Annotated in this window: 13 protein-coding genes; 8 read left to right on the forward strand and 5 right to left on the reverse strand. The window is 36.9% G+C overall.

Annotated elements, in window-relative coordinates; translation table 11 throughout:
* Positions 1–6: 6 nt before the first annotated feature.
* Positions 7–624 carry an RraA family protein gene (locus ABD009_RS02730; RefSeq protein ID WP_343822473.1) on the reverse strand — a complete coding sequence of 206 codons (618 nt, stop codon included), beginning with the start codon at positions 622–624 and terminating at the stop codon, positions 7–9.
* Positions 625–1,088: 464 nt separating this feature from the next.
* Between ABD009_RS02730 and ABD009_RS02735 the strand changes: the two genes are divergently transcribed.
* The 6 genes from ABD009_RS02735 to ABD009_RS02760 all read left to right on the forward strand — a co-directional run bounded on the left by ABD009_RS02735 (position 1,089) and on the right by ABD009_RS02760 (position 5,107).
* A complete protein-coding gene (locus ABD009_RS02735; protein WP_343822475.1) occupies positions 1,089–1,427 on the forward strand; it encodes a PBPRA1643 family SWIM/SEC-C metal-binding motif protein in 339 nt (112 codons plus the stop codon).
* A gap of 163 nt (positions 1,428–1,590) precedes the next feature.
* Positions 1,591–2,262: an RluA family pseudouridine synthase gene (locus ABD009_RS02740; RefSeq protein ID WP_343822477.1), complete on the forward strand. Its 672-nt coding sequence runs from the start codon at positions 1,591–1,593 to the stop codon at positions 2,260–2,262.
* A 103-nt stretch (positions 2,263–2,365) separates the two neighbouring features.
* Positions 2,366–3,880, forward strand: a complete 1,515-nt coding sequence (locus ABD009_RS02745; RefSeq protein ID WP_343822479.1) for a serine hydrolase domain-containing protein — start codon at positions 2,366–2,368, stop codon at positions 3,878–3,880.
* A 62-nt stretch (positions 3,881–3,942) separates the two neighbouring features.
* Positions 3,943–4,293, forward strand: coding sequence for a DUF6249 domain-containing protein (locus ABD009_RS02750; RefSeq protein ID WP_343822481.1), 351 nt, complete (start codon positions 3,943–3,945; stop codon positions 4,291–4,293).
* Positions 4,293–4,829 carry an RNA polymerase sigma factor gene (locus ABD009_RS02755; RefSeq protein ID WP_343822483.1) on the forward strand — a complete coding sequence of 179 codons (537 nt, stop codon included), beginning with the start codon at positions 4,293–4,295 and terminating at the stop codon, positions 4,827–4,829. Before ABD009_RS02750 ends, ABD009_RS02755 begins: the two co-directional genes overlap by 1 nt.
* Entirely contained in the window at positions 4,826–5,107 is a 282-nt protein-coding gene (locus ABD009_RS02760) for a hypothetical protein (RefSeq protein WP_343822485.1), read from the forward strand. The genes ABD009_RS02755 and ABD009_RS02760 overlap by 4 nt, the downstream gene beginning before the upstream one ends.
* Positions 5,108–5,254: 147 nt before the next feature.
* Here the strand turns inward: ABD009_RS02760 and ABD009_RS02765 are convergent, their stop codons facing one another.
* On the reverse strand, positions 5,255–6,388 hold the full coding sequence (locus tag ABD009_RS02765) for an alpha/beta hydrolase (RefSeq protein WP_343822487.1): 1,134 nt from the start codon (positions 6,386–6,388) through the stop codon (positions 5,255–5,257).
* A 302-nt stretch (positions 6,389–6,690) separates the two neighbouring features.
* On the opposite strand from ABD009_RS02765, the gene ABD009_RS02770 reads away from it, so the two are divergent.
* Positions 6,691–7,758, forward strand: a complete 1,068-nt coding sequence (locus ABD009_RS02770) for a tetratricopeptide repeat protein (RefSeq protein ID WP_343822489.1) — start codon at positions 6,691–6,693, stop codon at positions 7,756–7,758.
* 295 nt (positions 7,759–8,053) lie between these two features.
* Here the strand turns inward: ABD009_RS02770 and ABD009_RS02775 are convergent, their stop codons facing one another.
* The 3 genes from ABD009_RS02775 to ABD009_RS02785 form a co-directional block, all read right to left on the reverse strand.
* Positions 8,054–8,383 carry a hypothetical protein gene (locus tag ABD009_RS02775; protein WP_343822491.1) on the reverse strand — a complete coding sequence of 110 codons (330 nt, stop codon included), beginning with the start codon at positions 8,381–8,383 and terminating at the stop codon, positions 8,054–8,056.
* Between the two features lie 823 nt (positions 8,384–9,206).
* The gene (locus ABD009_RS02780; RefSeq protein ID WP_343822493.1) at positions 9,207–9,683 is read right to left on the reverse strand and encodes a hypothetical protein; all 477 of its coding nucleotides are present in this window, start codon (positions 9,681–9,683) and stop codon (positions 9,207–9,209) included.
* A gap of 408 nt (positions 9,684–10,091) precedes the next feature.
* Entirely contained in the window at positions 10,092–10,814 is a 723-nt protein-coding gene (locus tag ABD009_RS02785) for a YebC/PmpR family DNA-binding transcriptional regulator (RefSeq protein WP_155695292.1), read from the reverse strand.
* Positions 10,815–11,071: 257 nt separating this feature from the next.
* On the opposite strand from ABD009_RS02785, the gene ABD009_RS02790 reads away from it, so the two are divergent.
* Positions 11,072–12,043, forward strand: a complete 972-nt coding sequence (locus tag ABD009_RS02790) for a magnesium transporter CorA family protein (RefSeq protein WP_343822495.1) — start codon at positions 11,072–11,074, stop codon at positions 12,041–12,043.
* Position 12,044: the final 1 nt, after the last annotated feature.

Raw genomic sequence — 12,044 nt, forward strand, 5'->3', positions numbered from 1 at the left:
TAACACCTAGACTTTTGGCGTTGCGTGTAAAAGCGCTTCTTTTATGCGACGTTCGTGGTTTGCTTGCCATTCATCTAACGACATCTTTTGTTCTGCATCAGCCTTTTTTTTCGCTTTTTCATAGACCTCTACTGCTGTGTATTGCGGTATAACTGCAATGCCTTCTGAGTCGGCAACTATAATATCGCCGGGGTTTACCGTGACACCGCCACACACAATAGGTTGGTTTAAAGGCAACTTGGCTTTTTTACTGCCTGGCACAGGGAATACGCCCTTAGCAAATACCGGAAAAGCGTTCTCTTTAATTTCCTCAACATCACGCACCACACCATCAACCACAAAACCCGTGATACCTCGTTTTTGTGCTACGGCACATACATTCCCACCCGCAACAGCAAAGTCAGTATCAACACCATCCACAACAATAATCGAGCCTTTTGGAGCTTCATAAATTGCCGCATGCATCATCAAGTGGTCGCCCGCAATTAACTGAACCGTAAAAGCAGGCCCTGCAATTCTATTGGGGGTTTGCAAAAGAGAATGTATTGAAAAGTTGATAAACTGCGTCCGAGGTAACACATTTGCATAATCTGTTGGTGACAATGACTCAAATACCTTTCCCATTTTACATTTTCTCCTTTTTGAACGGTGGCTTGCCGTAAACTAGTGACTTAACAATAGTGCTCTAGTTAAGGCGCTTAATAATTTATAACATCTTTGTGCTTATTTGATAAAGCCGAAGATGAGTGAATTTATGTTTCTTCTAATGAACCACTTTATGTTTCACCTAATAAATCATCTAACTTATATATCGTATTTTCTGAAGCATTGTTTTTGTTAAGTACTTTTTAGCAGGTACTTTTATAACTGCTTTAGGTTAAAAGCTTTTGCTAATGTTCTTTAATTAAAAATTCCTGCTAAACACATTATTGAGCAAACAATCCTTTAATATCGCTCTTCTTCGCTCACTACGCCCTATCACTGTGATATAATTTTGTTAATCAACAAAGGCACTGTGCAGCTAAGGTACTAAACTCAATCAGTACCCTACTATGCTTTTCCAACAGAACTCTATTTGGACCCCAAACATGTCAGACAAGTTTTTTTTCAAAGGTCGCCAAGACGCACGACAAAACCATATAAAAAGCTACCAACCTAAAGTGTCACAAAAAGCAGGAAGTAAAAAGTATCCTTTGGAACTTGTTGTTACTTCGGAAGAAAGAAAAAATGAAATTGAACAACAACTTAGCGAACACGAGTTATTTGCGAATATTGAAGTAAACACTACTGAAAACGCTCAAGAATCTATAGAGCAGCTCTCTACATTGCTAAATAAAGCCACTACTGTGACTGTTGAGAAAACACCATCTCGTAACGATCCTTGTCTTTGTGGTAGCGGCAAAAAATACAAAAAATGCTGCGGATAAAGTAAAACATTTCCCTTGGAAGATAAAAGCCCGATCTAGTTGATTGGGCTTTTTAGGTTTTATAGCACTTCAATGCAAGTGTTGGTTAATAGTCCGGTTCGTCATCTTAGATAAAATGTTATTCTACCGACCAATTCAACTTACTCATTTTAAGGCTCTGCAAATGCAACCGCAATCCGACCCATTCATCGTTCCTGCTTGCTTAGAAGATATTCAGGTTGAATATGAAGATCCTGATTTTATTGTAATTAACAAACCTTCTAAATTGTTGAGCTTATCGGGTAAACATCCACTGAACAAAGACTCCGTTCACCATCGTATAGTGCAGCAATTCCCAACTGCAACCTTGATTCACCGACTGGATTTTGGCACTTCTGGATTGATGTTACTGGCGTTAAACAAAGATACTAACAAGCAGCTTTGTGATCAGTTTGCAGCGAGGAGTGTGAAAAAAGAATACCAGGCAATACTGGATGGGCAATTGGCCAAAACTCAAGGTGAGATTAACTTTCCGTTGATTAAAGATGCTGATGGGTTTCCGTTACAAAAGATCTGTTACGAGACTGGAAAGCCGGCCACCAGCCGTTACGAAGTACTGAGTTATAATTCAAATAACAACACGTCGCATGTGAAATTTGAGCCTATAACCGGTCGGACGCACCAATTACGATTGCATAGTATGGCCATTGGGCACCCTATTATTGGCTGTGATCTTTATGATTTAGAAGATTCTTATTTTAAGGCTGAGCGACTCATGCTGCATGCCACATACTTGTCGTTTTCTCACCCTAAGTCGAATGAGCCCCTGCACTTCTATTCAGCTAGCCCATTCTGAGATTGTGTCGATTTTCTTAAATACACTAATTAAATGTTCTTTTTGCATCTGTTTTTGAATAGCGAGGTATCTAACAATAAAATAACGAATAAGAACAGGCAATATGACCCTTTTTAAAACAGCAATAAAATCCGTGATAGTCTGCTTTGCTTTAATACCTTTGACAGCATTAGCCTCAAACTATGACTTTAGTTTTTTAACTCAAAATATAGAGAAAACAAAAAAAATTGCCGGCATTCCCTCTGGTACTTCAATTATCGCAGTTAAAGGAGACCAAATAGTTTTTCAAGCTCATATAGGGTTTGCTGATATTGCCAATCAAATAAAAGTAACCAAAAACACGCCTTATTATATTGCTTCAGTTACCAAACCTTTTATGGCCCTCAATGTACTTCTTGATATGGAAAACAACCGACTTCCGTCGAACTTACAGCTTTCAACTATGTTACCAGAGCTAGATGTCAAAGGCTTAAATGAACAAATGGTTGGGATTAAACAATTATTATCTCACACTAGCGCAATTGATAATTACCCTTTGGTATTGGCAAGTGCGTATAGCGGTCTACATGATGAAAAAAGCCTTATCTCCTTAGCTAATAATTACTCAATAAAAGAGCCTCACGATTTAGGCACTTTTAAATACACCAATGTTGGTTACAATCTTTATAGTATTTTTGCTGATCAATACTTTGACGATAATTGGCAAACTCGATTAAGAACACAATTGTTTGAACCTTTATCCATGACAAGCACCTCTGCAACCCGAACCTTCTATGATGAGCAAAAGCTAAAGGTTGCTAAACCTTACTCTTTAATGGTCTCGTCTCTTCCAAATGCACTGCCTCTAGAAAAACAGGATGCCACAATGCACTCAGCTGGTGGTATGTATTCAAGTGCCAGTGACCTCGCTAAGTTTCTAATTGCACAGTTAAACCAAGGTAAAGTAGATGGTGTACAGGTGTTTCCAGCAAATGTAATTACCAAATCTCACCAACAACAAGTTACTACTAATGCCAACTATATGGATTTTCAACGTGATGGGTATGCATGGGGTTGGTATACAGGAATTTATAAAGGCGAGAATATGTTGCATCATTTTGGTGGATTCTCTGGAACCCATGCTCACTTGTCCTTTATGCCTAAAAGTAAACTAGGATTGGTGGTTATCAACAATGAAGATTTTTTAAGCTCAAAACTAACCGCTGTTATTGCAGACTTTATTTATGGCAAGTTACTCAACGAAAATGATATAGAAAACCAAGTAGCCAAGCGCTTTGAATCTCTTAATTCTAAGCTAGTTAATATTGAAAACATGCTGACAAAGCAACAGCAAAAAATAGCTGAACGGAAAATGAATTTGTCGCTTCAAATCGGCGCTTACCAGGGGCAATATCGACATCCCGATTTAGGTACTATGGTGTTATCTATTTCGCAAGATAATGAACTCAAAGTTAACTGGGGCCAAATGAATAGTACTGTTTCCGGCTTTAACAAACTTGACGTAATTCGAGTTACTCTTAAACCAACAAACGGTGAAATAATTATGTTTGAAGTTAAAGAAAGAGTAATATCACTTACTTATCAGGGGATTAAGTTTAGTCGCCAATACAAGGATTAATACAATATTAATGCTTTAATCTTAAAAAACGTCCTTTTTACTTTTACAGAGAGAGAAACAAAGTGTCAGAAATATGGATCCCTATTTCAATAATGATCTCATTCACCATATTAATTGGTTTAACCATTTTTTTAGGTAGTAAAAACAAGAAAGAAGTCCAACTGACGTTACGTCATATGATTGATAAAGGTGAGCCTGTTACACCTGAACTATTAAGTAAAATCGGCGCGATAAAGCCAACAAAGGCACTAGACTTTCGTAGAGGAATCGTTCTAATCAGTATTGGAATCGCTTGTTTGTTATCTGGAAATCTACTGGCGCAAATCAAGCTTGCATTCGCTATTGCTGTTTTTCCAATATTCATTGGTATTGCCTTTCTTTTAACATGGAAGCTAAACCAATATGACGACTAATGATTGACGATAAAACGCTGATCGCTCGCGTTTTGACTGAAGACGATCACCATGCTTTTGCAACTTTAGTAAAAAAATATCAGAACCCAATTCGTCAGTTTGTTCGCAGGTTAAGTGGCGGCCATCACGATTTAGCAGAAGATGTTGCTCAAGAAACATTTTTACGTATTTATAAAAAGTTAAACACGTTTTCTGGTCAATCTAGTTTCAGTACATGGGCTCATAAAATAGCTTACAACTGCTTTTTAAAGCACAAACAAAAGGCTCACTTTCAAAATGAAGTACAAGCCTTTGAGCTAAGCGACTTTAAAGATACTGACAGCTCAGTAGAAAAGGACATTTTAATAGAACAGCTAATGAATAATTTAATTTTAAGTGAAAAAACGTGTTTAACACTATCGATTAGTGCAGGAATGAGTCACCAGGAAATATGTGAAGTAACGTCTATTCCATTGGGCACAGTAAAATCTCATATAAACCGCGGTAAACAAAAGTTAATAGACATTATTGCGTTAAGTAAGGCAGATAAACAATGAGTAAAGAAGACGACTTTTTAATAGCTGCTCTACAATATCACGAAGAAATTGACGGCGAAGAGTTTACAGATCAAGTCCTTAAAAAAGTAAGTAACAGACTACAGCTAAAGTTAATACTTTTGTTTGTATCGCTTGCTTTGGCGGCATTGTTATCAATGTTCGTATTCAATTTCGAATTCAAATTTGATTTAACTGATAAGCAAGCTTTATGGTTTTTGTCTGGCTCGCTTAGCTTGATATTAGGTGCCGGACTTTGGTCAGCTAAGGAAAGTTTTTAGAGGCTTTATATTATTTAACTTCTAACGACAACTATTGAAAAGCTCAAGTTAAGACGACTGTCGTATTTGGAATTTAACAAAATAAGTAGTCTAATTGTTGTAGCTAGATAGCTCTCTTTATTTGTTTTAGCTGATAATTTTTCACCATTAAGCAAGCAAGTTTTCAAGCTCTTGCTTTTGTTTAGGATCAAGCTTATTAAGCGTTTTTAGTGCTTCACTTAAAGCCGCTTTCGCTTTATTTGCTAGTTTAAAATGCAAATAAGACTTAATTAATGCTTTATGAGCGTTAAAAGATTGAGAGTAGGTATCCCGATTCCATTTAAATAGTGCTAACGCGTCTTCCTTTCTATTTAAGTATTGTAACCACTGTCCATAGCCATTAGCCCTATCTTCTGGGATAACCATTGGTTGATTAATTAACTCAGATCGTGCCGTGAAAATAGATTGTAAATCAGCCAATGTTTGTGGGGTTTTAGGGATCGCCCAATTGGGGAACAAGTGTTTAATGCCGTAATACTGGCCCAGTAATGTAGTAGAGTCGTGACTTTCGTCATCAAAATTTTTAATAGACACATTGAGATTAGGGTTTGGGTATTTTTTTATTAATTCGCCAAATTTTTGAAACGGTGTTGTCATCGTTGGCTCTTCGTCAGCGATAGAGATAAACAAGCGACCAGCAAGCTCTTGGCCTTTCATCGCCTCTTCAGCAAGTCCCAGTAATTCGTTATTATTCCAATACAAAGATGGACTTATCGCTATTACTCCATTGAATAAATTCGGCCGTTTGACGAGCGCATTAATTGCAAATTGACCACCATGCGATGTGCCAGACAATGCTTGATACTCTAGCGTACGATAATGCGCTTTAATGAAAGGAATGACTTCTTTTTCGACAAATGAAAGGAAAAGATCTGCACCAGAAAGAGATTCTAAGTCCGAATTCTCTTTGTTCGCTAGTGTTAGCTCCTTACCGCGTTTATGGCTTGGGTTTACTATACCAACAACAATCATGCTAGGTGCTTGATCGAATTTTGCCAAAAAATCCAAAGTGCCTGAGGTATGCCCTCCTTGAATGTCACCGTCTGTAATATACATAACAGGATAGCTCTCAGTGTCATTTTTGTATGTTGCAGGCAGGTACACAACTAATTTGCGTTTCTCATCTAAAATCTGGCTATCTAAAACAACTTCTTCAACTTCACCAATGTGATCAGACGCAAAAGCGTTAATGTGAATAGAACAAATCAGCATAAAAATTAGATTCACTGCTATTTTCTTCATTATTGTCCTTTTTAATATTTCATTGAAGTCACTAAAAAGTGATTAAGCATGATGTACACTTTATAGAACTAACTTTCATTACCTAAACGTATCAGTGATTTCCTTTGATAGCATAAAATTAAACTACCACAAACTTCTTTTACTTCAAATTGTTACTAGCATATACGAAAAAACGCACGCTATTTGTATTCGAAATTGCCAACCGATAATGAAACAACTATATTGTCAAATTGCAACCTGAACAAATATAATCGTTGGCTCCGGATAAAACTGAGCTTTGTCATGACATACAAGGAAGAGCCATGAGCAATCTCATTAAAATAGCCATCTTATTACTAACGTTCTTTACTCACGCAACAGAGAAACCTGTACATTTAAAAACAGTAGAAGAGCTTACTCAAGAAAACTCTAGTTACTCCAACCTAATGCTTGGCCTCTACAATGAGTTTGGTTACTCAATTCCACAAAATTTCGAAAAAGCTAAATTTCATTATGAAATATCCGCACACCCAATGTCTTTTGATCGCCTAGGTTTCCTTTATAACTCTGGATACGGGGTTGAAGTCGATCTTAAAAAAGCTAACTCTTTATATATGGTTGCTATAGATTTTCATCCCGACCTCGTTCTCGAATACATTGAAATTTTAAAAGAAACTAAAAGTCACAACGTGGAAGCAGAATGGGTATATTTGTCCTACACACAAGATGACGAAACATGGGATTGTGACTACGCCATAAATAGATTTGAAGAGTTAGCGAAGTCCAACAATGTCTGGGTTTTATATCAATTGGGGCATGCTTATAGCTCAAACTCAGGAGTTAAATGCCGAAAGCCTGACGATAAAAAAGCAAAGCAGTTTTATGAAAAAGCAGCTAACTTGGGTCACCCTCAGTCAATGAACAATCTATCAGTCATATTAACCAAACTGAAAGAAAACCCATTATCTTCAAACGAAGATTCGCAAGTTGACTCATTGTATTGGTTAAAAAAGGCCGCAGTAACAGGCGTAATAAAGTCCCAAATTAATCTTGGACTCAAATACCTCTATGGAGCTACATACCTAGAGAAAGATATAGAAAAGTCTCTATATTGGTTAAGTGAAGCCCGAAATCAAGGTAGTTCTTGGTCCAAATTTTATTTAGGAATCGCTTACCTTCGGGTACTTAAAGACAAAGAAAAAGGTTTAGAGTTGATGAAAGAAGCGTCAGGTGAAGATATTTGCCGCGCTGATTATGAGTTAAGTCGGTATTACCTCGACAACCAAACTAATGTTAAAGAAGCTAAAGCATACTTCGACGCCTCTCAAAAAAAGGGATGCAAAGATCCCAGCAACTTAGAGTCTAGGTTGCTGAAATTAGTGAATAAATAAATTCGCAAACGATATTAGACCAATTGACACTCAGGTGTCGCTATGGTTTCGCCCATTTAATTGACGCTGTACATTCAATCGATGATGAAAGCGAAATAAGAGTTATTACCTGATGAATTATTACGGCTGGGAAAGGCCACGTCAATTTAACAAACGGGCTACCGCTAGTAAAAGCAGAAGAATTAGCTAAAAAGGTGTCCGGGGTATATTGACCGCTTTAAATACTCGCTCGTAGCTGAACTTCGCTTTAGTGCCATTAACTGACGTTTGAGTCATAGTCTCTTGTTAGGTGCAGTTAACTGGCTAGCCATAAGCTTAACATTAACGATAACCATGTGAGTCCGTACAAAATGATGCTCGGATTTTTAGATTTTACATTTAAATGAATGAACAAAAGTGTAAAAGCTACGCCAGCAATACTCGAAAATATACTACTTGTAGCAGAGAGATCAGCGCTACTGATAATTTTTATAGGTAAAAGAGTAAGTAACCCAAAAACAGCCAGATATATAGACCACTTAACAATGTTCTCACGGAGCAGCTCATCAGGGTCAACAAGTTCGTTGCTTTTATTTCCAAACAACTCCTTGAGTATAACTATAATTTCCTTGTCAGCTTCAGTCATACTTCCTTTGCACCTAACAGTTCTTTATTATGGACTCACAGTAACATAAGCTTCCTCTGCAAAACTAGATTCTTTGTTTTCCTTATAAATCGAACGTCCGCTTTTACTTTTTCAAATCTAACGCTCACTATTCCTGGGTGGTCGTAATCCGTACTCAGCTGAACTTCACAAAAGTGCCAAAAAGGTACGTAGAAATACCATATGTTCCAAAATGGAACTTGGTATCTCAACTTAATGCCTTAAGTTGGGAATTGCATATTTTACAAATTTTCTTGGCCTCTAAGTGCCATGTTCGGTCATTCGCTTTATTTCCTTTTGATAAAACCAATTATTACTTTTACTAAAACAGATAGTAGTAATATTTCTCCTAGGTAAATATACCAAAAAACTGTATCCATCTGTCCGTAAACGGTTTCTGAAGTAACTATTCCCAATAAGTTTGTTAGAATATTATCAGAATTCAAAACATGAATCGTATGCGCATAAAACAATAACGATAGTGGAAGTAAAATAATGATGAACCCTACTATCAATATCCATTTTCTATTCATTAATTTAATCCAAAATAAGTTTCAAATTCGCTCATTGCTGAGATCTCGGCTTTGTGCCATTTTGAGAGGTTAGAGGAGTAAGTGTTCAATATACGTTATTTTTGAATCGATTTAGTCAACATTTGTTTTAGTGTTTTTAGCTCTAACTTAATAGACACTTTCAATTATTTATTTTAACTGCCCAACCTAAACCATGCTTACGGGTTAATGATAGGCAGTTGCAAAAAATATTTGTTAAAGTCTAAATAAAGAGAATCGCCTAGCGGATTCAGCTATATAAGACATGCAATAGAAAGAGAAGCTGAAAATGATTTCTTAGCATAAAGATTTACTTTCCAGCCATTCCAAACTGGTTTTAAGTTATCTTTTAAACTTACTTGCTTATTAGTTGTGTCAAAGCCCGTGATTCCACATATTCCGTAATTCGGTAATTTATATGAGCATTTATGCGCCCACTTAAGATCTTCCGCTTTAGTCCTCAATTTTCTGCTATTTGAAGTACCCACACTGCGATAAACAACACATGCGCCGTTATCAAATACATTAAAATCATATATGACTCTATTCTTGCGTCCGCTTGAAGGAATATCTGGATTGACAAACTCTACTTCGTACGGCGTAACTTTATGGGTTATTTCCTCTGAACCTTTATAATGACTAATTGCAGCATCTAAATTTATTTCTTGGGCATAGGCACTGTTAGCTAAGATGCTAAACAGTGAGATAATTAGAACTTTGTCCTTGTACATTTATAATTCCTTAAACTATTAAAAAACGTTTGGAATTTTAATTACTTTTTTATTTATTACAATAGGTTAATTTGTGAAAAAGCATTCAAAATACTCTTAATGAACTCAATGATACAAGACCTGTATTAACACATTGAACGAGCCTACCTCAATGGCCGCTTTTCGCTCATAACTGACTGTCAGGTGAATAGCTAAACCTATAAGCTTTGCATTAAATATCACCTAATAAACCTAAAAACTCGCAAAGCTCACCCTTATTAACTTACAACCACAAAAAAGCCCACCAAATGGCAGGGCTTCTATAAAACGTTATTCGTGTACACGACTCAATATCGTTAGGCTTTAAACAACTTGCTTACCATAAAGAACTTAATTAAAGCCTTTAAACAACTTGCTTACTAGAAACAATTAGCCTTCGATTTCTGCATTGTGATAAACGTCTTGAACGTCTTCGCAGTTTTCTAGCATGTCCATGAATTTCTCAAACATGGCTACGTCGTCACCGGTAACTGGCGTTGTAGTTTGTGGTTCCCAAGAGATTTCTTGAACATCAAAATCAACGCCTTCGAATGACTCTTCCAACGCGGTTTTTACGTTATTGTATTCTGTGTGTGGTGCAGTTACGGTAATTTTACCTTCTTCACTTTCAACGTCTGTAACGTCAACATCAGCCATCATTAGCGCTTCTAAAACTTCATCTTCGTCATTGCCATCAAAAACAAAAATAGCAACGTGATCAAACATGTGAGCGGCAGAGCCTTGAGCACCTAGCTTTGAGTTGGTTTTAGTAAAGCTATTACGAACTTCCATGATAGTACGGTTGTTGTTATCAGTTAAACAATCCACGATTACCATACAGCCACCTGGACCAAAACCTTCATATCGAGCTGGAGAGTAATCTTCACCCGCACCGCCAGCAGCTTTATCAACCGCATTTTTAATTACGTGTGCTGGAACTTGATCTTTTTTGGCACGTTCAATGATATTTTTTAATGCAATATTTGTATCTGGGTCACCGCCGCCGTTTTTAGCAATTACATAGATCTCTTTTCCGTATTTGGAATAGACCTTAGTCTTCATATTCGCTGTTTTAGCCATTGATTCTTTGCGGTTTTGGTAAGCTCTTCCCATCTTAATCTCTTTTTTTATTTGATGATTTTACGCATTGGTATAGTTTGGCATTATACATAAACGAAAGATTTCGTGCAGTGTTGATAACATTTTTTAAGATTATTTTTTGATTAATGCTTCAGGTCTATTAAAAATAGCAGGCTGATTAGGTTGCTAGCAGAATTAGTTACATAAAAACTTTTGTTTTACTTAGGCTAAACTACTGCTATAAGGACAAAAATATCGTAACTCTACGGTAATATTTGGGAATTCTATAAATGATTAATTGTATGTTGTTGGATGCCAATGGAAATACACTATTTGGCGGCGCAGAACTAGTAGAACAGTGGAAGTCTGACACAACCTGTTCCATTTGGATTGATTTGACGGGAGAGGAGCAAAAGTCTGAAGCTAAACTTCTAACGAGTTTAGGGTGTCATACGTTGGCTATTACCGATGCTCAAAGAGACCGACACCCGCCAAAAATTGAGCTATTCAAAGATTATTTGTTCTTGTTGTATCGTGGCATTTATAAAACTCAGCCTGGATTAATATTTGAGCACCTACAAATTAGCTTTTTTATTGGCGAACGTATTTTCATTTCGCGTCATGAAAAAGAGTCGACGGCCATCAATGCAATGTTCACTGAAGCTGGAGCAAAATACTTAAAACGAAGCCCTATTCATTTAGCGACCAGAATATTTCATCACAGCTGTGGCCTCTATTTAACTGAACTTTTAGATTTTGAGACAGAACTAGAGAATTTGGAAGATCAGTTTCAAAACAAAGGTTCAGACTCGTTAATGCGAGATATAACAACTTATCGGTCTAGGCTGGTAAAGCTTCGTCGTGCATTTAGCTACCATGTAAATATTGGTAAAGCATTGGCGTCTTACATTGATGATGAAGATACTCAGCTTATAACCAACAAAGAGACTCACACAATTAACGACCTAAACGAGCGTTTGGATAGGCTATTAAGCTTGTCTCAACTTTACTACGACATTTGTGGCGATCTCGTTGATGGTTACCTTTCTGTAACCTCTCACCAGCTAAATGCAACGATGCGGGTTTTAACTGTCATTACCGCGGTATTTGTTCCTCTTAGCTTTTTAGCTGGACTGTATGGGATGAATTTTGACTATATTCCCGAACTCAAGGTTGAAAACGGATACTTTATTTTGATTGGCGTCATGCTCACTATCGCCGTTGGTTTGATTGGGCTATTCAAAAAGAAAAACTGGTTATAGG

The sequence above is a fragment of the Psychrosphaera haliotis genome (assembly GCF_039523615.1).
GTDB lineage: Bacteria > Pseudomonadota > Gammaproteobacteria > Enterobacterales > Alteromonadaceae > Psychrosphaera > Psychrosphaera haliotis.